Source organism: Sphingomonas sp., from assembly GCF_035758555.1.
Lineage (GTDB): Bacteria > Pseudomonadota > Alphaproteobacteria > Sphingomonadales > Sphingomonadaceae > Sphingomonas_B.
Genome location: NZ_DASTXI010000132.1, coordinates 1 through 21,164, shown reverse-complemented (window position 1 = coordinate 21,164; position 21,164 = coordinate 1). Strand labels below are relative to the sequence as shown.

Sequence of the window (21,164 nt, the reverse complement as noted above, 5' to 3'; positions counted from 1 at the left end):
ACTAAGTCATCGGATGGTGACCCCTACGGGAATCGAACCCGTGTTTCAGCCGTGAAAGGGCCGCGTCCTGACCGCTAGACGAAGGGGCCGTAAAGCGTGGTCCGCGCGCCCTATTGAATCGCCGTGCGCCGGTCAAGCCGCTCAGCCCCGGCGGCTGTGGCAGACCGCCTGGAGCTTGTTGCCGTCCGGATCGCGGACATAGGCGCCATAATAATTGGGTGGTAGTGCGGACGAAGGCCGGCCGCGCCTTCGTCGCTGCCGCCGTTCGCCAGCGCTGCTGAATGGAATGCGTCGACGATCGCGCGGGAGGCGGCGAGCAAGGCGACATGGGTGCCGTTGCCGACCGTCGCCTCGCCGCCATCGAACGGCGTGACGATGAAGAGCTTCGGGCTGGTCATGTCGCCATAGACGATCAGGTTCGGCGCCTGAAACGGCTCGCTCAGGCCGAGCGCGGCCATCACCGGCGCGTAGAAGCGGCGGGCGCGGTTGAGATCGTTCCTGCCGAGCGTGACGTGGCTGAACATCTGCGCTTCCTCAATCGCACCAGGCGGCGTCGTCGAGGTGGAGTTCGGCGGTGCGGCGCGAGCCCCATTCGTCGACCTTCGGGCGGCCGGCGACCCACAGCCTGCGGTCACCCGGCGCGCCCAGCAGTGCCTGGCCAAGCTCGCCGTCGGCCGCGCGGAACGCGACCGCCTTCAGGCTGGCGGCGTCGTTGCCGGAGAGGATTGCTCGAACATGTCCTTTGCCGACCACGTCGGCCTTGACGACGCGCACAGGACCGGCCGCGATGCGCGGTGCGGCCCAGCCCATACCGTAAGGGCCGGCCAGGTCGAACGCGTCGACCAGCTCCGCCGTTACGCCGCGCGGCGCAAGCGACGCGTCGAGCTGCAGCGCGCGGGCAGAAGCGGCGCGGGCGACGTCGTCGGCAAGCCGCTCCTCCAGGAACGCGCGGAACGGCTCGATCCGGTTGGCGGCGACCGTCAGGCCCGCCGCCATTGCGTGGCCGCCGCCGGCGACGAGCAGGCCGTGATCCTTCGCGGCCAGCACCGCCGCGCCCAGGTCGACGCCCGGAATAGAGCGGCCGGAGCCTTTTCCGGTGCCGGTTTCGTCGATGCCGATCACGATCGCCGGCCGCCCGAGCTTTTCCTTCAGCCGGCCCGCGACGATCCCTATCACGCCCGGATGCCAGCCATGTCCGGCGGCAATGTGGACGGAAGCGTAGCCGGCCGCGCGGCAGGCGGTCTCCGCTGCCTCCTGGACTTCCGCCTCGATCGCGCGGCGCTCCTCGTTCAGCGCGTCCAGCTCGGCGGCGATCGCGCGCGCTTCATCGGCATCTTCGGTGGTCAGCAGACGGACGCCCAGATCGGACTTGCCGACGCGGCCGCCGGCATTGATCCGGGGGCCGAGCGCGAAGCCGAGATCGTGGCACAGCGGCGCCCGCGTCAGCCTTGCAGCTTCGGCGAGCGCGGCCAGGCCGATGTTGCGGCGCCCGGCCATGACCTTCAGCCCCTGCGCCACGAACGCGCGATTGAGGCCGCGGAGCTGGGCGACGTCGGCGACGGTGCCGAGCGCGACCAGGTCGAGCAGCTCGATCAGCTTCGGCTCCGGCCGCGCGGCGAAGAAGCCGCGCGTGCGGAGCGTCCTAAGCAACGCCGCGCCAAGCAGGAAAGCGACACCAACCGCCGCCAGATGGCCGTGCGCGGCGCCGTCGCCTTCGTCGAGCCGGTTCGGGTTCACCAGCGCGAAGGCGACGGGCAGCTCGGCCGCGCATTTGTGGTGGTCGACGACGATCACGTCGGCTTGCGCTTCGCGTGCCATCGCGAGCGCCTCGAATGCCTGCGCGCCGCAATCGACAGTGACGATCAGCCGAGTGCCGCCGCTCGCGATCCGCACCAGCGCTTCGCCTGAGGGACCATAGCCCTCCATCAGCCGGTCGGGAATATAGGCGGCGGGCGCCAGGCCGAGTGCGCGCAGGAGGCGGATCAGCAGCGCGGCAGAAGTCGCGCCATCGACGTCGTAGTCGCCGAAGATGGTGACCGGCTCGCCAGCCTCGACCGCATCGGCCAATCGTTCGGCGGCCCTGTCCATGTCGCGGAAGATCGACGGATCGGGCATGAAGCCGCGGATCGTCGGCGCGCGGTGCGCCTCGATCGCATCGCGCGGGCAGCCGCGCGTCAGCAGCAGCCGCGTGACCAGATCATCGGGCGCGAAGCTCGCGTCGAGATCGTCGGCCGGCATCCCGCGCCAGTGCCACGGCTGCCCCAGGATCGAGCGCCGGACCCCCAGTGCCAGGCGCGGCTCGGACGTGATGAAGTTCATCTCGGACGAAGCTGTGAATCAAGCCGGCGCTGCCCGCAAGCCCAAGGGCCGAACGGTCCACAACCGCGGCGCGTTGATTTTCCTTTCGGGACACGCGGGCAGGCCTGCGCGTTGAAAGAGGTGAATAAAGGAGACGTTCAAATGGCAACCGCCGCTCAACCGCAGAACGACAACAGCAGCACCCGCAGCGCGAGCAGCATGGATTCGCTGAAAAACGCGATCGGCAACAACGATCTGGTCGGCAAGGCGAAGGCGTTCGCGAAGGAACACCGCTGGGCAACCGCAACCCTGGCCGGCGTCGTCGGCGTCGCGCTGCTGAACACGCTCCGCGGCCGCTGAGAAACGGGGTGGCGGTGGCGGGAGGCGCCGCTGCCCATTAGCCTTTAAGCTGCTCCAGACCGGAGCGGAATCCATCTTGCCGTACGTTAAGAACCGCGCTTAGATTGGCCGCGAACGGGGGAATAAAACGGGGGATTCCATGAAAGTGGTGCGTGCGCTGGCGATCGCCTGCGCGTTGGTCGCTGCGCCTGCGCTCGCGCAGGAAAAGGCCGCAGTGAAGCCGGGCTTTTCGATGCCGGTCGGCAAGGCGGTTAAAATCCTGGTCTTTCGGCCCGATGTGAAGGTCGGGTCCCAATCGGCCGGCGGCGTCGTGACGCCGAATGCTGAATGGACGGCGAGTGCGCGCAAGTTGCTCGGCGAGGCATTGGTCGCGGCAAAGCCGGGCGGGTCGAGCGAAGTCGTCTTCATGCCCGAGCTTGTAGGCGACAACGCGTCCGTGCTGGCCGACTATCGGGCGCTGTTCAAGGGAGTGGCGCTGACGGTGCTGCAGCATCGGCTGTTCAAGGGCAATCGTCTGCCGACAAAGATTACCGGCTTCGAATACACGCTGGGTTCAGGGGTATCGCGGCTGGGAGAACTTGGCGGCGGCGACTATGGCCTGTTCATCTATACCGAAGATGCTTTCGGCTCGACCGGACGCAAGCTGCTGCAGCTGTTCGCGGCCGGTGCCGGTGTAGGCGTCCAGTCCGGCGTTCATATCGGCTATGCGGGTCTGGTTGATCTGAAGACGGGCGACCTGGTCTGGATCAACGCGGATTTCCGCATGGGCGGCGACGTGCGCGAGCCGGATGGCGCAGCCAAGCGCGTCGCTCAGCTGATGGAGGACTTCCCGCAGCCGGGCAACGTCATCCTGACGGTCGGCGGCGGAAAATGAAAATGATGCGCCCTCTGGGCGTGTTCGCTGCCGCAGGTGCGCTGCTGTCGTCAATCCAGGCTGCGGCTGTGGACCCGAAGCCGGTCGGATCGCCTTCCGCCGCCGGCTACCAGCCTATCGGCGTCGACGAACAGGGTTTGTGGGCCGAGCAGGCCGAGGCGGAGCGGAAGCTTCAGGATTCGAAACTCTTGATCCGGGATCCCGGTGTCAACGCGTATCTGCGATCCGTGCTTTGTCGGGTGACGACCGCCGACGCATGCGCGAACCTGCGGCTCTATCTCGTCCGGAATCCGGCCGCCAACGCCTTCATGTCGCCCAATGGCATGACCGTCATTTGGTCGGGCCTCCTGCTGCGCCTTCGCGACGAGGCGGAGTTGGCTGCCGTTCTGGGACATGAATTCACGCATTTCGAGAAGCGCCACACATTGAACCAATGGAAGGCCGCCCGAAACGCAAGCGGCTGGGCTGCCTGGCTGACAGTGCTCTCGATCGGCGCCGGCGCGGGAGCCAATTTCTACCCGCTGTTTGGCGCGTCGGTCGCAAGCTTTAATCGCGATCAGGAGCGGGAAGCCGATCTGGGCGGTCTCGCTCTGATGGGGCGAGGCGGCTATCGTACCATGGCCGCAAGCGATTTTTGGGCGCACAACCGCGAGGAAGAGGACGCCCGCGCGGCGGCTTTGGGGATCAGGAGCAAGAAAGACGCCTATCGCGGGCCGTTTTCGACGCACCCGATGGATGTCGAGCGGATGACCTATCTTCGCGCGGCGGCCGAGGCGGCACCATCGGACAAGGCTTTTGACGGAGTGGCGGACTACAGGACCGCCCTGGCGCCGATCTGGCCGTTGCTGATCGAAGACCAGATCAAGCTCAACGACTTCGGGACCAGCGAATACCTGCTATCGAACCTGGCGCGGGACGGCTGGAACGGGCAACTGCTCTACGCACGCGGCGAGCTTTATCGCTATCGTGGCCAGTCCGGCGATTTCGAACGGGCGGCTGCCTTCTATCGCGAAGCTGCGACGCAATCCGATGCGCCGGCTACCGTGTGGCGCGGGCTGGGGCTTGCGCTGGCTCGCGCCGGCGACGTGACCGGCGCGAAGGCGGCTATTGCGGAATATCTGCAACGGAATCCGGACGCATCGGACAAGGCGATGCTGACGATGATTGGGGGATCGTGATGAAGAAGCTCGTTATCAGTCTGGGCATCGCGCTTGCCGTCTCCGCCTCGCCGCTCAGCGCGGGCTGGAAGCTGCTGCCCGCCACGCAGCGGGTCGCCGTTGCCAAGAGCAGCCTGACGGTCGTGCCGGGCGACGGTTGGAACAGGTCTTCAACCCGCCTGTCCAAAAAAGGGGAGTCGTGGAGCTACGACGGGCCGATCCTCAACAGCATCGATTTTCTGGGCGGTATCGCCAGTGGCGAGCCGATCGCGAAGGAACGGAACAAGAAGGACAAGCCGCTCCCCAAATTCAACGGCGCGATGCTGCCGACCGATGTTGCCCAGATGTACGAACAGACGGTGCGGATTCTGACGGGATCGCCAGACTTTGCAGTTGAAGCGATGGAGCCGGCCGACTTTGCCGGCCACAAAGGTTTTCGGTTCACCTTTCGATTCACCAAGCCGGACGAGGAAATCACGCGGAGGGGCGAAGCGCGAGGTGCGATTGTCGGCGGCAAGCTGTACATGATCACCTATGTCGCGACCGCGCTGCATTATTTCGGTGCGCACCTTGCGGCAGCTGAAAGCGTGATGGACAGCGCAAAGGTCAACTGAGGACGGCCATCCACAGCAAATCGAGCGCATTCGCTTTTGCCGCGTGCGCCCGACTTGCTATCGGGAAGAAATGACCGACCTCGCCGATCCGTTTGACGCCATTGCCGACGCCCCGTTCGATAGTGCGCTTTCCGAGCGTTATCTCGTTTATGCCCTGTCCACGATCACCGCGCGTTCGCTGCCGGACCTGCGCGACGGGTTGAAGCCCGTCCATCGGCGGCTGCTCTGGGCGATGCGGCTGCTGCGGCTCGATCCGGCGGCGGGGTACAAGAAATGCGCGCGCGTCGTCGGCGACGTAATCGGTAAGTACCATCCCCATGGCGACCAGTCTGTTTATGACGCGATGGTCCGGCTCGCGCAGACGTTCGCGCTGCGCTATCCGCTGGTCGACGGGCAGGGCAATTTCGGCAACATCGACGGCGATAACGCGGCAGCCTATCGCTACACCGAGGCGCGGCTGACCCAGGTCGCGATCGACCTGATGGCCGGCCTCGACGAAGGCACGGTCGATTTCCGCCCGACCTATAATGGCGAGGAGGAAGAGCCGGAGATCATGCCCGGCCTGTTCCCGAACCTGCTCGCCAACGGCGCCAGCGGGATCGCGGTGGGCATGGCGACGTCGATCCCGCCGCACAATGCCGCCGAGCTGATCGACGCGGCGATGCTGCTGATCGACCAGCCGAACGCCGAGCCGGCACAGCTGCTGGAACATGTGAAGGGCCCCGATTTCCCGACCGGCGGCATCATCGTCGACGGCCCCGGCGCCATCGCGGAAGCTTACGCGACCGGGCGCGGCACGTTCCGGGTGCGCGCGCGCTGGACGAAGGAGGATACCGGCCGCGGCACCTGGGTCGCGGTGGTGACCGAGATCCCCTACGGCGTGCAGAAGGGTAAGCTGATCGAGGAGATCGCGGCGCTCATCAACGACAAGAAGCTGCCGATCCTTGAGGACGTGCGCGACGAATCCGACGCCGAGGTGCGGATCGTGCTGGAGCCGCGCAGCCGCACCGTCGATCCGGACATGCTGATGGACAGCCTGTTCCGCATGTCGGGCCTGGAAGTGCGCGTGCCGCTGAACATGAACGTGCTCGACGCGCACCGCACGCCGCGCGTGCTGGGGCTGAAAGCCGTGCTGGAAGGCTGGCTGCATCACCAATTCGAGGTGCTGCGCCGCCGGTCCGAGCATCGGCTGGCGAAGATCGGCGACCGGATCGAGCTGCTCGACGGCTATCTGGTCGCCTATCTGAACCTCGACCGGGTGATCGCGATCATCCGCACCGAGGACGAGCCGAAGCCGGTGCTGATGGCGGAATTCTCGCTGTCCGACCGGCAGGCCGAAGCGATCCTCAACATGCGGCTGCGCTCACTGAGGCGGCTCGAGGAAATGGAAATCAAGGGCGAGCGTGCGAAGCTGGAGGATGAGCGCGAGAGCCTCACCGCCTTGCTGGCGAGCCCGGCGCGGCAAAGAACGCGGATGAAGCGCGATCTTGCCGTGCTGAAGGAGCGCTACGGTCCCGACACGGCGCTCGGCAAGCGGCGCACGACGATCGAGGAAGCGGGCCCGGCGCGCGAATATGCGCGGGAGGCGATGATCGACAAGGAGCCGATCACCGTCGTGCTGTCGCAGCGCGGCTGGATCCGGGCGCTGAAGGGTCACGCCGACCTTGCCTCTGCCGAGACGATGAAGTTCAAGGAGGGCGACGGCCCGGCGTTCGCATTCCATGCCCAGACCACGGACAAGATCCTGATCGCGGCGGAAAACGGACGCTTCTACACGCTCGCGGGCGACAAATTGCCGGGCGGGCGCGGGTTCGGCGAACCGATCGGGCTGATGATCGACCTGGACGGGCAGGTGGGCGTCGCCGCCTGTTTCGCGGCCGGCGCCGGCAAGCTGCTGCTGGCGTCTTCGGACGGGCGTGGGTTCCTTGCCAAGGTCGAGGATGCGATTGCGGAGACCCGCAAGGGCAAGCAGTTGGTCAACCTCCGCCCGGGCGCGAAGCTGAAGATCGTCCGGCGCGTGCCTGACGAGGCGGATTATGTCGCGGTCGTGGGCGACAACCGGAAGATGGTGCTGTTTCCGCTGTCGGAGCTGCCCGAAATGAGCCGCGGCCAGGGCGTGACGCTGCAGCGCTATCGCGACGGCGGCTTGTCCGATGCGATCGCGCTCAGTTTCGCCGATGGTCTCAGCTGGTCGATGGGCGGCGGCAGCGGCCGCACGCGCAGCGAAGCGGACCTGTCGCCATGGCGCAGCGCGCGCGGCGCCGCCGGCCGGATGGCGCCGATCGGCTTTCCGCGCGACAACCGCTTCGGGTAATGCGCTGCAGAGCGGTTTAGGCGCCCTTAACCATCGCTCTTCTAGGGGCGGAGGCGATGGGTGGGTCGGCGACAGTCAAACAGGACCGCGGGCGGCGCGATGCCGCCACGCTGAATCCGGTCATCCTCGCGCACCAGGCAGAGCAGCTTCGGCGGCCGTTCCTCGAAGCGCTCCCGCTTGCAGGGGCCGTGGTCGGAATCGGCGGCGACGGCCTTCAGCTGATCGATGGCAATACAGAGTTCAGGCGCCTGGGGACTGCCGACGATTCGCTGCTGGACCGTTGCGACTTCCGCGAAGCGCTCGCCGAGTTTCTGCGGGGCGAAGAGACGATCCTCGATCTGGAATGGGTCGACGGCGATCTGATTTCGGGCCGCCAGTACAGCGTGCGTGCGGCGCGGCTGTTCACGATCCAGACGCGCGGAACCCGCTGCCTGCTGACCTTGCTCGACCGCACCGCCGAGCGCGCGGCCGAAAAGAACCTCCGGCTCGAAATGTTCAGCGACAGCCTGACCGGACTGCCGAACCGGGCCGGGTTCGGCGATCAGCTGGAGGCAGTGCTGGAACAGGCGAAAGCCGGCGGGATCGCGGTGCTCGCGATCGACCTGACCCGGTTCAGCCGCATCAACGAATCGATCGGCGATGTGGTCGGCGACGAGCTGCTGATCACGGTCGCGCGGCGACTGCTGTCGACGATGCGCGCCGGCGACGTGCTCGCCCGGACCGGCGGGAACGAGTTCGGCGTGTTCGCGACCGTGAAGGACGGTCCGGACGAAGTGCTGGCGGTGGCGGAGCGGATCAGCGCCGTGCTGGCGGCGCCGTACCGCCTGTCCGAGCTCGAAATCCGGATCGGCTGCGCGGTCGGCTGTGCGGTGCATGCCGGTGACTGCACCGCCGACGAACTGATCCGCCGCGCCCAATTCGCGCTGAAGCGCGCCAAGGCGAGCGGCACGACGGAGCTCTACCAGCCCCAGGCGCTCGACATCGCCCGGCAGCAATTCACGATCGAAACCTGCCTTCGCCGCGCGATCGAGGCGGAGCGGCTGACGCTTGCCTATCAACCCGTCATCGAACTGGGCACCGGCCGGGTGTGCGGTTTCGAGGCGCTGGCGCGCTGGCGCGAGGACGGCGTCGACATCCCGCCTTCGACCTTCATTCCCGTCGCCGAGGAATCGGGCCTGATCCTGCCGCTCGGCCGCTGGGCGCTCGACGAGGCGATGCGCACGCTCGGCACCTGGGACCGGATGGCGGGCAAATCGATTCCTGTCACCATGGCCGTCAATGTCTCCGCGATCCAGGTCGCGCGCGACGATGTGCCGGCGATGCTGGCCCAATCGGTGCGTGCGCACAATGTCGCGCCTGAGCGGGTCGCGCTGGAGCTGACGGAAAGCGCCATCGTTGCCGATCCAGACCGGGCGGCCAAGGCGATGGAAGCGGTGCGCTCGATCGGCGCCACGATCGCGCTCGACGATTTCGGTACGGGCTATTCCAATCTCGCCTATCTGCAGCGGCTGCCGATCGACGTGCTGAAGATCGACCAGAGTTTCGTGACCGGTATGCTGGGAGACCGCGACAAGGTGGCGATCGTCCGCGCGATATTGTCGCTTGCCCAGGCGCTGGGGCTTCGGACCACTGCCGAGGGCGTCGAGACGCTGGAGCTGTCGCAAACGCTGACCGCGCTCGGCTGCACGCGCGCGCAAGGCTATTACTACGCCGCCCCGCTCGATGCCGAGGCAGCCTTCGCCTATTGGTCGCGGAGCAATTCGGCCGCGACCTGATCGGCGATCTGCTCGACGCGGCCCCGGTCGGGAAAGCCCTCCGTCACCCAGCGATCCTCGACCATCTTCAGGCCCTTGGCCACCAGCGGACCGGCGCCGACGCCGCGCGCGACCAGCGCCCCGCCCGAGATCGGCAGGCGTGGCGGCTGCAAGCCGGCCATGCTCGCCGCATCGTCTGGGCGCCCCGACAGCAGCAGGCGGTCCACGGCATTCACCGTACCGATCCGATAGGCAAGCACTTCGGGCGGCTCGGTGGAAGGCGAAACGGCAAGGGCCAGCCGCTTCCGGATCGCATTCGACAGCTTCAGCCGCGCGGCAATGTCTTCGGCGCTCGCGGGGTCCTGGGGGACGAGGGCGGCCAGCCGCCGCACCGGATCGCCGGCAAGCCCGGCAGCCCGCTCCGCCGCGACCAGCTGTTCGAGGCGATCCAGGCCAGCGGCGCCGATTTCAGGCAGCACCGGCTTCAGCACGTCGCGCGCCAGCATGAAGCCGACGGCCGGGACCGGGACGCCGCAGCCGAGCAGTTTCAGCAATTCGTCGGCGATACGCTCGCGGCTGAGCGCCATCAGATCGTTCGCCCGCGCCGCGCACGCGTCGTAAGCGGCCGGCTCGGGCATGCCGCGGCCGAAACGGGCATGAAAACGGAAGAAGCGCAGGATGCGCAGGTGATCCTCGGCGATGCGCTGGAGCGGGTCTCCGATGAAACGGACCACCCCCGCGCGCAGGTCCGCGACGCCGCCGAAATAGTCGAAGACGTCGCCGGTCAGCGGATCGGCGGAGAGCGCGTTGATCGTGAAATCGCGGCGCCCTGCATCCTCCTCCCAGTCTTCGGTGAAGGCGACGGTCGCCCGGCGTCCGTCCGTGGAGACGTCGCGGCGGAGCGTCGTGACCTCGACCGGCTTGCCCGCGATCGTGACGCCGACCGTGCCGTGGGCGAGGCCGGACGGGCTGGTCCAGACGCCCAGGCCCGCCGCATCGGCGCTTTTGCGGACCTCGGCGGGCAACAATTGCGTGCCGATGTCGAGATCGCCGGCCGGAACACCGGCCAGCGCGTCGCGCACCCACCCGCCGATATAGCGGCTCCGTCCTTCGCCGAAGCCGATCGCTTCGCCCAGCCGGGCAAGCCCTTCGGCGTCCCAGCCAGCCGGCGGCACCGCCACGCGCTCAGTCATCGCGCAGCCGCCGCGCCAGGTTGACGATCATCGCCGCCGTCGCTCCCCAGATCCGCCGCTCGTTCCACATGATCTCGTAATAGCGGCGGCGGCGTCCCTGCCAATCGACCTCGCGTTCCAGATGATGGGCGGGATCGAGCACGAAGGCGAGCGGCACCTCGAACCAGTCCGCCACCTCGGCGGCGCTGGGCGTGAGCGGCAGGTCCGGAGGGACAACGCCGATCACGGGCGTCACCTGAAAGCCTGTGACGGTCACATAGCGGTCGGCGGGCCCGACCAGCTCCACGCACGCGGGCGGAAGCGCGAGTTCCTCGTTCGCCTCGCGCAAAGCAGCGGCGACGGCGTCCTCGCCGGGATCGATCCGGCCGCCGGGAAATGCAACTTGCCCGGCATGGCGGCGCAGCGTCTCGGTGCGCCGGGTGAGGATCAGGCCCGGCTCGGCACGGTCGGTGACGGCGACCAGCACTGCGGCCGGGGTGAGGCCGGAGACCGGCTCCAGCACCGCGTCGCGCATGTCGCCCTCGATCAGCACCGGCCCGCGCGCGCCGCTCCGCTCCAGCGCGGCACGGAGTTGGTTCGCGAGGCTCACGCGACAGGAAAGAACATGCCGTCGCTCCACAGGCCCGGCGGCGTGTCGCCTTCGTCGAGCGCTGCGTTGGCGAGTTCGTAATAGACCGGGCGTGCGACCAGCGCCTCCAGTCCTTTGCGGACCAGCAGGTAAGGGTGCGGCCCGTCCGCCTTTTCTTCGAAGCGAAGCGGATGGTCGGGGCCGGCGACGACCAGGTCGCCCGTGTTGAGCCGGAAAGCGAGGCGGCGGGCCTGACCCTCGCCTTCGCTCTTCACCTCGACCGCGACGAACGGCGCGTCGTCGACCTGGATGTCGAGCTTCTCGACAGGGGTCACCAGCACATAGGAGCCGTCCGGCTCACGCCGCAGGATCGTCGAGAACAGCTTCACCATCGGCATGCGGCCGATCGGCGAGCCCTGGTGGAACCACGTCCCGTCGCGGGCGATCCGCATCTCGCTGTCGCCGCAATGCGCCGGGTTCCAGCTTTCGACGGGCGGCAGCTTCGCCTCGGCAGCCAGCCGCGCGATCTCGGCGAGCGAGAGGCCTGTCAGATCGGGGAGCGGGGCAGCCATGGGCATGATCGTGCCGTAGCTCACCCCGTCATTCCGGCGAAAGCCGGAATCCATCTTCTTCTACGCAGCAGTCTCGAAGGCAGGTGGATTCCCGTCTTCACGGCAGTGGCACGAGCGAAGCTCCCCCTCCGGCGCCACGTCCCGCCGCACTCGCGCCAGCAGGCGCCGCTGCTCGTAAGGGCCGTCGATGCGCCAGCCGGCGGCGGGCGCGGCGGTGAAGCCGAAGCGCTCGTAATATTCGGGGTCGCCGATCATCATCAGCGCGTCGGCGCCGGTGGTTTCCGCAGCGTCGATCAGTGCCGCCATCAGCGCCTTGCCGATCCCCTGCGTCTGGAGGTCCGGCACCACGGCGACGGGCCCGACCATCACCAGCGTGTCGCTGCCGCCCGCCGTGCGCAGCGCCACCGGCCAGCTCTGCAGCGTGCCGACCAGCCGCGCGCCCTCCCAGGCGGCAAAGCTCAGCTCGGGAATCGCGACCGCGCCTTCGCGCAATCGATAGGCCGTGCGCCCGCGTCGATCCGCACCGAACGCGGCGTCGAGCAGTGCTTCGACGGCTTCGGGATCGGCATCGGAAAGCGGGGTCAGGGTTACGGCCAATGATGTGCTCCTTGCACCGGGCATGGACGCCCGGAGCGGCGCGCTTTAGCGTCGAGGCCGCAGAATGAAAGCTGAATGTGAAGGGAGAAGTTCCCGCCGTGATCCTGTACGATGCCGTCTGGGCCCCCAATCCGCGCAGAGTGCGCATGTATCTGGCCGAAAAAGGGATTTCGATAGAGCGCCGGATCGTCGATCTGGCCGGCGGCGAGAATCTGCGCGAGCCGTTCCTGTCGGTGAACCCGCGCGGCACGGTGCCGGTGCTGGAGCTGGACAATGGCGAGCGCATCGCCGACTCGGTCGCGATCTGCCGCTATCTGGAGGCGCTGCATCCCGATCCGCCGCTGTTCGGCCGCGATGCGCTGGAGGTCGGGCGCATCGAGGCATGGACACGCAAGATCGAGGCGGAGGGCTATGCCGGCGTCGTCTACGCGTTCCGCAACCGCCACAAGAACATGGTCGACCGCGCCCTGTCGGGCCATTGGCCGGCAGTGCCGCAGCTGCCCGAGCTGGTCATGCGCGGGCAGAATATGTGGGGCTGGTTCGTCGAGACGCTGGACGAGCATCTTGAAGGGCGCGAGTGGATCGCGACCGACAGCTACAGCTTCGCCGACCTGACCGCGCTGATGACGGTCGATTTCGCGAAGGCGACGCGACTGTCCGACGGCAACCTGCCGCCCGCGCTCGCGGCATGGCATGCGCGCGCGTCCGCACGGCCGAGCGCCCTGGCATGACGCCGGAGTTCGGCTCTCCGCGGACGGCGATCGTCACCGGCGGTGCGCGGCGGATCGGCTGCGCGATCGCGCGAGCGCTGGCGGCGGACGGCTGGCATGTGCTGATCCATCACCACAGCTCCGATGCGGCCAAGCTGGCGGAGGAGATCGGCGCCTCGACCGTTCGCGCCGACCTTGCCGATCCGGGCGCGGCCGAGACGATCATAGGAGCCCTCAAAGGCCTGCCGCCGGCGGGTCTGCTCGTGAACAGCGCAGCCGGCTTCGCGCTCGACCAATTCGAAGACTTCACCGCCGCGCAATGGGACCGGCACATGGCAGTCAACGCCCGCGCGCCCGCGTTGCTGACCCAGGCGTTCGCGCGCGTGGTGCCGGAAGGGCAGGGCGCGCTGGTCGTCAACCTGCTCGATGCGAAGCTCGCCCAGCCGAACCCGGACTTCTTCACCTATACTGTCTCGAAAATGGCCTTCGCCGGCGTAACGGAGCTCAGCGCGCGCGTGCTGGCCGGGCGCGGCATCCGCGTGTGCGGGATCGCGCCGTCGGTGACGCTCGTATCGGGGCCGCAGACACGTGAGAATTTCGACGCGGTGCACAGGATGAATGCACTGGAGCGGGGCGTGACGGTCGAACAGATCGTCGAGGCGCTCCGCTTCGTGATCGCCACGCCGACCCTTACGGGCCAGACGATCGTGCTGGACGGCGGCCAGCGCTTCCTGGGCCTTCCGCGGGACGTGCAGTTCCTGTAAGCGGGAGTTACTTCTGACTCTTTAGCCAGGCGATCAGCCGCGCGCGTTTCGCCGCATCCTTTATACCCGGATACACCATGCGCGTGCCCGGAACCTTGGCGCGCGGATTCTCGATATAGGCGTTCAGCTCCGCCTCGCTCCACACGCCCTTCTGGGCCTTCATCGCCGGCGAGTAGGAGAAGCCCGGCACAGACGCCTTAGGCCGGCCGACGATCTTGTAGAGCGTCGGCCCGAGCCGGTTCTGGTTCGGCGCGACCGTGTGGCAGGCCGCGCATTGCGCAAAGCTCGGGTCCATCTGAGCCGAGGCGCTTCCCGCACCCAGGACGATCGCGACCACTGCCAAACCTTTGCGCATTGCTACCCTCCGTCCGAGGATTCTGCCTAGCCGTTGCAACCGGATTCGCAAGCCGCCGTGCGGACGATGCCGTTCACCACCTCGACCGGCCAGTGAGTCAGCGCGGCACCGGCGCACGGCCCGCCAACGCAGGCGCCGTCCTCCGGCCGGAACAGCGCGCCATGCCAGCTGCAGGCGATCAGCGCGCCGTCAGGAGTCAGGTAATCGTCCAGCTTTTGCGCGAGCGGCAGGCCCATATGCGGGCAGCGATCGACATAGCCGGCGACCGTCTTGCCGCGGCGGACGACGAAGCCGTGAAAATAGCGCCGGCCGATCTGCAGCACGAAATTGCGCGCCCCCGGATTGGGCAGGTCGGCGAGAGCGCAGAGCGGGACGTTCGCGGGTGTGGAGGTGAGGCGGTCGTGCAAGGATCAAACATCTCCGTTCGTCCCGAGCGTAGTCGAGGGGCGTTTGCTCGGGCTCTGTGCCGGCGCCCCTCGACTTCGCTCGGGACGAGCGAGCTTCTTCTCCCCATCCACTAACCGCCCACCACTTCCTGCTCGATTGCGCCGAAGATGCTGTGGCCGGCTTCGTCCTTCATCTCGATCCGCACGCGGTCGCCGTGGCGGAGAAAGGGGGTTTTGGCGCCGCCCGTCTGGATCGTCTCGATCATCCGGATCTCGGCGATGCAGCTATAGCCGAGCCCGCCTTCGCCGACCGGCTTGCCGGGCCCGCCGTCCGCGCCCTTGTTGGAAACGGTGCCGGAGCCCACGATCGATCCTGCCACCAGGCTGCGCGTCTTCGCCACATGCGCGATCAGCGTGCCGAAATCGAAGGTCATGTCGGCGCCGGCATCGGCGCGGCCGAACGGCTTGCCGTTCAGCGTAACCAGCAGCGGGCGGTGCAGCTTGCCGTCGCGCCAGTCGGCCCCGAGCTCGTCGGGCGTGACCATCACCGGCGACAGCGTCGAGGCCGGCTTGGACTGGAGGAAGCCGAAGCCCTTGGCCAGTTCGCCGGGAATCAGGTTGCGCAAGGATACGTCGTTGACCAGCCCCACCAGCCGGATCGCGCCCAGCGCCTGCTCGCGCGTCGCGCCCAGCGGCACGTCGCCCGTGACGACGCAGATCTCCCCTTCCATGTCGCAGCCCCAGCCCTCGTCCTTCAGCGGGATGGGATCGCGGGGGCCAAGGAAACTGTCGGAAGCCCCCTGATACATTAGCGGGTCGGTCCAGAAGCTCGCCGGCATCTCGGCGCCGCGTGCCTTCCGCACCAGTTCGACATGGTTCACATAGGCCGAGCCGTCCGCCCATTGGTAGGCGCGGGGCAGGGGGGCGGCGGCATCGCGCTCGTGGAAGCGCTCGCGCGGGATCGCCTCATGCTCCAGGTCGGTCGCCAGCAGCTCCAGCTTCGGCGCCGCATCCGCCCAGTCGTCGAGCGCCGCCTGCAGCGTCGGCGCGATGTGGGACGCATCCGCGCACCAGTGCAGGTCGCGCGACACGACCACGAGGCGGCCGTCGCGGCCGGATTTGAGGCTGGCAAGTTTCATTGTTCCTCCGTCATCCCGGGCTTGACCCGAGATCCACCTTCTTGGTCCCCGGTCTGGAAAGGCAGGTGGACCCCGGGTCAAGCCCGGGGTGACGATCTAAATACGAATTCCGCCGGGCGCAGTGAACTCCGAAGCTTCCGCATCGCCCGTGTTCACGACTTCGGACGGCTCGAAGATCAGCACTTCGGCCTCTTCGTCGCTTGCGGTGCGGTGTTCAACCCCGCGCGGAACGACGACCATCTCGCCCGGGCCCAGCGTCACGACATGGTCGCGGAACTCGACGCGGAATTCGCCTTTCCAGCACAGGAACGTCTCTTCCGCATCGGCATGGCTGTGCCAGGGGAAGGTGCCCCTGGTCTTCACCAGCCTGATATCCTGCCCGTTCGCCTGGGCGACGATCTTCGGCCGCCAATGCTCGGCGAAGGCGGCGAATTTGTCGTCGATGCGGACCTTCATTCGATGCGCGCCTTCGGAAAGCCCTGCCAGCACGCGTCATAGTCCGGCTGGGCGTGATCGCGGGCAAATTCGGTCAGCCGGTAGGGCCAGCAGCTTTCGACCATGAACGCCATGGTGCCGTCGATCCTGTGCGGCTTCAGCTCCGCCTCGCTTGCCCCGCGCCAGCTGGCGACGTCGGGCCCGTGGCCGGACATCATGTTGTGCAGGGAAAGGCCGCCCGGCCGGAATCCTTCGGCCTTCGCGTCATAGGCGCCCGCAATCAGTCCCATCGCCTCGGACATCACGTTGCGGTGGAACCATGGCGGCCGGAACGTGTCTTCGGCAACCATCCAGCGGGGCGGGAAAATCACGAAATCGGCATTGGCGCGGCCAGGCACGTCGCTGGGCGAAGTCAGCACCGTAAAGATCGACGGGTCGGGATGGTCGAAGCTGACTGTGTTGATCGTGTTGAACCGCGACAGGTCGTAGCGGCACGGCGCGAGATTGCCGTGCCACGCGACCACGTCGAGCGGCGAATGGTCGAGCGTCGTCGTCCAGAGCGAGCCCAGATATTTCTGGATCAGTTCGAACGGCTCGTCGCGGTCCTCGAACCAGGCGACCGGCGTCTCGAAATCGCGCGGATTGGCGAGCCCGTTGGCGCCGATCGGCCCCAAGTCCGGCAGGCGGAACGGTGCGCCATGGTTCTCGGCGATGTAGCCGCGCGCGCGTCCGTCCGGCAGCAGCGCCCGGAAGCGGACGCCGCGCGGGACCAGCGCGATCTGGCCGGGCGCGATCTCGATACGGCCGAGTTCGGTCAGCAGCTCGAGGCGGCCATCCTCAGGGATCAGGATCATCTCGCCGTCGGCGTTGACGAAGGCGCGGCGCTCCATGTCGCGGTCCGCCGCGTAGATGTGCACCGCGACGCCCTCCAGGTCGGCGGGGTCGCGGTTGGCGAGCATGGTCGTGATGCCGTCGATCAGATCGGTGCCGGCGGGTGCGTCGGCGATTGGATCCCAGCGCAGTCGGTTGGGCGCCAACGGCTCGTCCACCGTGCCCGGCGCGAACCGCCCCGCGCCTTGATACCGGGTGTAGGGCGGATGCTCGGCCGAAGGGCGCAGGCGATAGAGCCATGACCGCCGGTTCTCGTGCCTGGGAACGGTGAAGGCAGTGCCGGAGAGCTGCTCGGCATAAAGTCCGAAGGGCGGCTTTTGCGGGCTGTTGCGGCCGATGGGCAATGCGCCGGGCATGGCCTCGGTCGACACATGGTTGCCGAAGCCGGGCATGTAGGGCGCGGTGACGGCTGCAATTTCAGACTGGACGTTCATCCCGTTCTCCAATCGTCATTCCGGGCTTGACCCGGAATCCACCTTTTCTCGATCGCGGCAAGGAAGGTGGACCCCGGATCAAGTCCGGGGTGACGAAACTGCGTTACTCCGCCGGCTCGTCCACCTTGATCACGCCGCGCCGGATCTGGTCCAGCTCGATGCTTTCGAAAAGCGCCTGGAAATTGCCGTTGCCGAAGCCTTCATTGCCCTTGCGCTGGATGATCTCGAAAAAGATCGGGCCGAACATGTTTTCGGTGAAGATCTGCAGCAGAATGCCTTCGTCGCCGACATTGCCGTCGATCAGGATGCGGTTCTTGCGCAGCCGCTCCAGGTCCTCGCCATGGCCGGGCACGCGCTTGTCGACCAGCTCGTAATAGGTCTCGATCGTGTCCTGCAGCTTCACGCCGCGCGCGCGCAGCCGCTCGACCGTGTCGTAGATGTCGGGCGTGGTGAGGGCGAGGTGCTGGATGCCTTCGCCTTTATATTCGCGGATGAATTCCTCGATCTGGCTCTTGTCGTCCTGGCTTTCGTTCAGCGGGATGCGGATCGCCTTGTCGGGCGCGATCATGGCCTGGCTGAACAGGCCGGTCGCCTGGCCCTTGATGTCGAAATATTTCTGCTCTTCGAACCCGAACAGCTCGCGGTAGAATTCGGACCAGACGCGCATCTGGCCGCGGCGGACATTGTGGGTCAGATGGTCGAGCAGGTCGAGCCCGACATTGTTCTCGGCCTCCGCCTCGCGCCAGCCGGGCACCTCCTCCCAATCGGCGTAGAGATCGGTGCCGTCCTGGATGAAATAGAGGTATGAGCCGCCGATCCCTTCGATGACGGTATCGTCTTCCTCGGTTGCCTTGCCGCCGTGCGCGAGCGCCCATTCCAGCGCCTTGGCGGGATCGGCAACACGGAACGCCATCGCGCTGGCGGATGGGCCGTGCGCCTTGCGGAATTCGGCGACGCGGCCGGTCTCGTCGCGGTTCAGCATCAGGTTGATGCGGCCCTGTTTGTAGCGGGTGATATTCTTGCGCGGATGCCGGTGCGACGCCACGAATCCGAGCTGTTCGAACTGGGCTGCCATCGCGTCCGGATCGGGCGAGGTGAACTCGACGAATTCGAATCCGTTCAGGCCCAGCGGGTTGTCGGCACTCATCACTTCTGCTCCTGGAATCGGGAGCGTAGATAGTAACAGCCGTTACCAATCACCGCAACGCATGGCTCGCCGACTTGAGCTTGGCGAGCGTCGCCTTGAGCTGCGCGACTTCGCGAGCGCCGAGCTCCTGCAGCAGCTTCTGCTCCAGCTCCAGCGCCTTGGGCGCAATCTGGGCATAGAGCGCGCGGCCCTCTTCGCTCAGCGCCAGCGCGTGGCTGCGCTTGTCGCGGCCGTGCGGCACGCGCGTGACCAGGCCGCGCGCGACCAGCGCCTGGGCGGCGCGGCTGACCGTCATCTTGTCCATCTCCGTGCGAGCGACCAGCGCCTGTTGGGTAACGCCTTCCTGTTCCGCGAGGACCGCGATCAGCCGCCATTCGGGCACGCGCAGCCCGAACAGCACTTCGTAGGTGCGCGCGATCGCGCTGCTGACCGCGTTTGAGGTGACCGACAGCTGATAGGGCAGGAATTTGTCGAGGCGCAGCATCGGCGCCTTATGGCGAAACTATTCGGCGGCGCGCAATGCCGCGGCGGCCGCCGCCACAGCGGCGACATCCTCGCGGTCGAGACGCGATTCGCGATGAGCGGCGTCCTTGACGAGGCGGATCAGTTTTTCTCTCTCTCGCATGGCGTTGGCTTTGTTGAAGCAGGCGGCGGCGCCCATCAGCAGCGCCTCTGCCCGCATTTCCTCGCCGCGCGCGGTGTAGCTGGACAGCATGATCACTGGCGTTGGCCGGCGCCGGCGCAGGTCCTGCAGATAGTCGAGTCCGCTGCGGCCCGGCATCTCGACGTCGAGGGTGATCACATCGACCAGCGTCTCGTCGAGCAGCCGCTCGGCTTCGTCCGCGCTGCCGGCCATGCCCGCAATGCGGATTTCAGGGTCGCTTTCCAGCACCTGCCGCATCATCGCGCGGATGGTGACCGAATCGTCGACGACAAGAACACGAACGAGACGCATCAATCACAACCAGCTCAAAGTGCTGGATTTGCTTATGATCGTATAAAGATTACCGAGACGTTCACGCCGGCTGTCCCAACAGCGTTAACCGCTCGCGCCGCAGCCAGCGGGCGAGCATCAGCACCGACACGACCGCGAGCCCGGCGGCGAGACCGACCCAGATGCCGAATCCCTGCCAGCCGAGTCCGAAGCCCAGCCAGACCGCCGTGCCCATGCCGACGACCCAATAGCCGAAGCCTGCGAAGATCATCGGAACGGTCGTATCCTGCAGCCCGCGCAGCATGCCGGCGCCGACCGACTGAGCGCCGTCGAACACCTGGAACAGCGCCGCGACGGACAGGAAGGAGACCGCGAGCGGCACGACCGCGCGGTTCTGCGGCAGCCTCTCGTCGAGGAAGATGCCGACCAGCGTGTGCGGCATCGCGTACATCAGCACGGCCATCGCCGCCATGAACGCGGTGCCCATCGCGAACGCGGTCCAGCCGGCGCGCGCGACGCCGACCCGGTCCCCGCGGCCATAGGCAAGGCCCACGCGCACCGTGACCGCCTGGCTGAGGCCCAGCGGCACCATGAAGGTCAGCGAAGCAATCTGGATCGCGATCGCGTGCGCCGCGAGCGAGGTCGCGCCGATCAGCCCCATCAGGAACACGGCTGCATTGAACACGGTGACTTCAAGGCCGAGCGTCAATGCGATCGGCAGGCCCAGCCGCCATACCTCCTTGTAGCGCGACCAGTCCGGCCGCCAGAAACGGCCGAACAGCCGGTAGCGGCGGAAGCGGTGGTGGCGCGTCACGACGATGGCCATGCCGATGAACATCAGCGACTGGGTGATCGTGCTGCCCAGCCCGGCGCCGAACAGGCCGAGCCGCGGCAGCCCCCAGGCACCGAAGATCAGGCCGTAGTTCAGCACCGCGTTCGAGATCACGCCGGCGACGCTGACCAGCGTCGCCCAGGCCGGCAGCTCCAGTGCGGCGACGAAGGCGCGCAGCACCAGATATCCAAGCGCCGGCAGGTAGCCGAACATCAGCGGCCGGATGAAGCGCGCGGCATCGGCCGAAAGCGCCGGGTCCTGCCCCAGCAGCCGCAGGATCGGCTCGGCGTGCCACAGGATCAGCCACACAGGGACGGTGATGCTGATCGCCGCCCACATCGCCTGGCGGACCGTGCGGCGCGTCTCCCGCACGCTGTGCCGGCGCGCGCCCAGCTGCTTCGCCATGATCGGCGACGCCGCCATCACCAGCCCCATGCCGAAGATCAGGAAAGCGATGAACAGGTTGACGCCGATCGAGGCCGCCGCCAGCTCGCGCGCGCCGAGCCAGCCGAGCAGCACCACGTCGGTCGCGTTGATCGCCGATTGGGCGAGATTCGTCAGGATCAGCGGCCCCGCCAGCTGCGCGGTGGCGGCAGCTTCATCACGCCACGGATGGGCTTTCGAGGCGGCAGGGGCGTGCATGGCAAGCCGGCCGCCATAGTCGAAACCGAAGGCTCTGCCTAACCTTCTTCGGCGGGCACCGGAGCGGGATGCGTCTGGACCGTCAGGTGGACGACGCCGCGCAGATCCCGCAGCCGCTCGCGGATGCCGGGCGCCGAGGCCGGCTCGGCGACATCGACGATCACCGCCAGCGCGCCCGGCCCGACGCGCCACAC

At 67.4% G+C, this 21,164-nt stretch carries 23 protein-coding genes and 1 tRNA gene; 8 read left to right on the top strand and 16 right to left on the bottom strand.

What is annotated here, in order from left to right; all coding sequences use genetic code 11:
* Window positions 1-14 precede the first annotated feature (14 nt).
* The 3 genes from VFT73_RS08200 to recJ all read right to left on the bottom strand — a co-directional run bounded on the left by VFT73_RS08200 (window position 15) and on the right by recJ (window position 2,319).
* Window positions 15-89: transfer RNA gene (locus VFT73_RS08200), tRNA-Glu, on the bottom strand.
* Window positions 90-110: 21 nt separating this feature from the next.
* Window positions 111-524 (bottom strand): VOC family protein, encoded by a 414-nt coding sequence (locus VFT73_RS08195; RefSeq protein ID WP_326409771.1) that lies wholly within the window; start codon window positions 522-524, stop codon window positions 111-113.
* 10 nt (window positions 525-534) lie between these two features.
* Complete coding sequence (recJ, locus tag VFT73_RS08190) at window positions 535-2,319, bottom strand: single-stranded-DNA-specific exonuclease RecJ (RefSeq protein ID WP_326409770.1); 1,785 nt, start codon at window positions 2,317-2,319, stop codon at window positions 535-537.
* A 141-nt stretch (window positions 2,320-2,460) separates the two neighbouring features.
* Here recJ and VFT73_RS08185 point away from each other — a divergent pair, with 141 nt between their 5' ends.
* The 6 genes from VFT73_RS08185 to VFT73_RS08160 all read left to right on the top strand — a co-directional run bounded on the left by VFT73_RS08185 (window position 2,461) and on the right by VFT73_RS08160 (window position 9,392).
* Window positions 2,461-2,658: a hypothetical protein gene (locus tag VFT73_RS08185; RefSeq protein ID WP_326409769.1), complete on the top strand. Its 198-nt coding sequence runs from the start codon at window positions 2,461-2,463 to the stop codon at window positions 2,656-2,658.
* A gap of 139 nt (window positions 2,659-2,797) precedes the next feature.
* Window positions 2,798-3,532 (top strand): hypothetical protein, encoded by a 735-nt coding sequence (locus VFT73_RS08180; protein WP_326409768.1) that lies wholly within the window; start codon window positions 2,798-2,800, stop codon window positions 3,530-3,532.
* Window positions 3,529-4,710, top strand: a complete 1,182-nt coding sequence (locus tag VFT73_RS08175; RefSeq protein ID WP_326409767.1) for a M48 family metalloprotease — start codon at window positions 3,529-3,531, stop codon at window positions 4,708-4,710. The genes VFT73_RS08180 and VFT73_RS08175 overlap by 4 nt, the downstream gene beginning before the upstream one ends.
* Window positions 4,707-5,303, top strand: coding sequence for a hypothetical protein (locus tag VFT73_RS08170; protein ID WP_326409766.1), 597 nt, complete (start codon window positions 4,707-4,709; stop codon window positions 5,301-5,303). The genes VFT73_RS08175 and VFT73_RS08170 overlap by 4 nt, the downstream gene beginning before the upstream one ends.
* A 70-nt stretch (window positions 5,304-5,373) precedes the next feature.
* Window positions 5,374-7,617, top strand: coding sequence for a DNA topoisomerase IV subunit A (gene parC, locus VFT73_RS08165; RefSeq protein WP_326409765.1), 2,244 nt, complete (start codon window positions 5,374-5,376; stop codon window positions 7,615-7,617).
* A gap of 56 nt (window positions 7,618-7,673) precedes the next feature.
* Window positions 7,674-9,392 carry a putative bifunctional diguanylate cyclase/phosphodiesterase gene (locus tag VFT73_RS08160; RefSeq protein ID WP_326409764.1) on the top strand — a complete coding sequence of 573 codons (1,719 nt, stop codon included), beginning with the start codon at window positions 7,674-7,676 and terminating at the stop codon, window positions 9,390-9,392.
* Here the strand turns inward: VFT73_RS08160 and VFT73_RS08155 are convergent.
* From VFT73_RS08155 to VFT73_RS08140, 4 genes are read right to left on the bottom strand one after another with little or no spacing between them, the layout of a single operon-like run.
* Window positions 9,359-10,564 carry a CCA tRNA nucleotidyltransferase gene (locus tag VFT73_RS08155; RefSeq protein ID WP_326409763.1) on the bottom strand — a complete coding sequence of 402 codons (1,206 nt, stop codon included), beginning with the start codon at window positions 10,562-10,564 and terminating at the stop codon, window positions 9,359-9,361. The genes VFT73_RS08160 and VFT73_RS08155 overlap by 34 nt on opposite strands.
* The gene (locus tag VFT73_RS08150; RefSeq protein ID WP_326409762.1) at window positions 10,557-11,153 is read right to left on the bottom strand and encodes a CoA pyrophosphatase; all 597 of its coding nucleotides are present in this window, start codon (window positions 11,151-11,153) and stop codon (window positions 10,557-10,559) included. The genes VFT73_RS08155 and VFT73_RS08150 overlap by 8 nt, the downstream gene beginning before the upstream one ends.
* Window positions 11,150-11,710 carry a DUF1285 domain-containing protein gene (locus tag VFT73_RS08145; protein WP_326409761.1) on the bottom strand — a complete coding sequence of 187 codons (561 nt, stop codon included), beginning with the start codon at window positions 11,708-11,710 and terminating at the stop codon, window positions 11,150-11,152. Before VFT73_RS08145 ends, VFT73_RS08150 begins: the two co-directional genes overlap by 4 nt.
* A 54-nt stretch (window positions 11,711-11,764) precedes the next feature.
* The gene (locus VFT73_RS08140; RefSeq protein WP_326409760.1) at window positions 11,765-12,301 is read right to left on the bottom strand and encodes an N-acetyltransferase; all 537 of its coding nucleotides are present in this window, start codon (window positions 12,299-12,301) and stop codon (window positions 11,765-11,767) included.
* A gap of 77 nt (window positions 12,302-12,378) precedes the next feature.
* Here VFT73_RS08140 and VFT73_RS08135 point away from each other — a divergent pair, with 77 nt between their 5' ends.
* Together VFT73_RS08135 and VFT73_RS08130 are read left to right on the top strand one after the other, a co-directional pair.
* Window positions 12,379-13,032 (top strand): glutathione S-transferase family protein, encoded by a 654-nt coding sequence (locus tag VFT73_RS08135; protein WP_326409759.1) that lies wholly within the window; start codon window positions 12,379-12,381, stop codon window positions 13,030-13,032.
* Window positions 13,029-13,775: an SDR family oxidoreductase gene (locus VFT73_RS08130; RefSeq protein ID WP_326409758.1), complete on the top strand. Its 747-nt coding sequence runs from the start codon at window positions 13,029-13,031 to the stop codon at window positions 13,773-13,775. The genes VFT73_RS08135 and VFT73_RS08130 overlap by 4 nt, the downstream gene beginning before the upstream one ends.
* A 7-nt stretch (window positions 13,776-13,782) precedes the next feature.
* Here VFT73_RS08130 and VFT73_RS08125 read toward each other — a convergent pair whose 3' ends face one another.
* The 9 genes from VFT73_RS08125 to VFT73_RS08085 form a co-directional block, all read right to left on the bottom strand.
* Window positions 13,783-14,130 (bottom strand): cytochrome c family protein, encoded by a 348-nt coding sequence (locus tag VFT73_RS08125; RefSeq protein ID WP_326409757.1) that lies wholly within the window; start codon window positions 14,128-14,130, stop codon window positions 13,783-13,785.
* 26 nt (window positions 14,131-14,156) lie between these two features.
* Window positions 14,157-14,537, bottom strand: coding sequence for a Rieske (2Fe-2S) protein (locus VFT73_RS08120; protein WP_326409756.1), 381 nt, complete (start codon window positions 14,535-14,537; stop codon window positions 14,157-14,159).
* 110 nt (window positions 14,538-14,647) lie between these two features.
* The gene (locus tag VFT73_RS08115; protein ID WP_326409755.1) at window positions 14,648-15,655 is read right to left on the bottom strand and encodes a fumarylacetoacetate hydrolase family protein; all 1,008 of its coding nucleotides are present in this window, start codon (window positions 15,653-15,655) and stop codon (window positions 14,648-14,650) included.
* Window positions 15,656-15,751: 96 nt separating this feature from the next.
* Window positions 15,752-16,111, bottom strand: a complete 360-nt coding sequence (locus tag VFT73_RS08110; protein ID WP_326409754.1) for a cupin domain-containing protein — start codon at window positions 16,109-16,111, stop codon at window positions 15,752-15,754.
* On the bottom strand, window positions 16,108-17,415 hold the full coding sequence (gene hmgA / locus VFT73_RS08105) for a homogentisate 1,2-dioxygenase (protein ID WP_326409752.1): 1,308 nt from the start codon (window positions 17,413-17,415) through the stop codon (window positions 16,108-16,110). The genes VFT73_RS08110 and hmgA overlap by 4 nt, the downstream gene beginning before the upstream one ends.
* A gap of 103 nt (window positions 17,416-17,518) precedes the next feature.
* Window positions 17,519-18,562, bottom strand: a complete 1,044-nt coding sequence (hppD, locus tag VFT73_RS08100; protein ID WP_326409750.1) for a 4-hydroxyphenylpyruvate dioxygenase — start codon at window positions 18,560-18,562, stop codon at window positions 17,519-17,521.
* Between the two features lie 49 nt (window positions 18,563-18,611).
* Entirely contained in the window at window positions 18,612-19,046 is a 435-nt protein-coding gene (locus VFT73_RS08095) for a MarR family winged helix-turn-helix transcriptional regulator (RefSeq protein ID WP_326409749.1), read from the bottom strand.
* 18 nt (window positions 19,047-19,064) lie between these two features.
* Window positions 19,065-19,517: a response regulator gene (locus VFT73_RS08090; RefSeq protein WP_326409748.1), complete on the bottom strand. Its 453-nt coding sequence runs from the start codon at window positions 19,515-19,517 to the stop codon at window positions 19,065-19,067.
* Between the two features lie 61 nt (window positions 19,518-19,578).
* On the bottom strand, window positions 19,579-20,970 hold the full coding sequence (locus VFT73_RS08085) for an MATE family efflux transporter (RefSeq protein WP_326409747.1): 1,392 nt from the start codon (window positions 20,968-20,970) through the stop codon (window positions 19,579-19,581).
* Window positions 20,971-21,164: the final 194 nt, after the last annotated feature.